At 63.2% G+C, this 600-nt stretch carries 1 protein-coding gene; it reads left to right on the top strand.

The genetic code is table 11. The features are described from left to right. Positions 1–214: 214 nt before the first annotated feature. The coding region (locus tag RHBS_RS28440) for a hypothetical protein (protein ID WP_145977683.1) at positions 215–600 on the top strand (386 nt) is incomplete at its 3' end.

Genomic DNA, 600 nt, shown 5'->3' with positions numbered 1-600 from the left:
GGGGCGGGTTCTACGCGCATCTGTGGACTGCGGCCGAAACGAACCGAGGGAATAATTCGATAGTCCAAGGTGTCATCGACAACGAGGCCGATGGTTACCGGTGAGTACATATCACAGCTACGTCCCGGACGCACGTGAGCTGGACCAAAGGTCTAGCCTGGACACGTACGCGCGCTGAACGGGAACGAAGACAGAAACGAGGCGAACTACTGCCGTGAGCAGCAGCTCTACTACCCAATTCGGACAGAATCAATGGCTGGTCGACGAGATGTACCAGCGATTCAAGCAGGACCCTTCATCCGTCGACGCGAGCTGGCACGAGTTTCTGACCGGTTACGACCCCGATGCTGCGGCCGACGAGACCGCCGGATCCAACGGTGCGGCCGGTAACGGCGCAGCCTCGAACGGTAGCTCGACCAAGTCCGCGCCTCCCGCAGCACCCGCGCCACCAGCCAAGCCGGCTGCCTCTGCTCCCGACAAGACCGACGCTCCGAAGGCCGCAGCACCCAAGGCCGCTCCGAAAGCCGCTGCTCCCAAGGCCGAGGCATCGAAGCCTGCCGCTGCCGCCAAGCCTGCCGAGAAGAAGGCAGCACCGGCCAA

It is taken from the genome of Rhodococcus sp. BS-15 (assembly GCF_000813105.1).
Taxonomy (GTDB): Bacteria; Actinomycetota; Actinomycetes; order Mycobacteriales; family Mycobacteriaceae; genus Rhodococcoides.
Note: the sequence above shows the minus strand (reverse complement) of the source record. Positions and strands in the feature narration are given on the sequence as shown.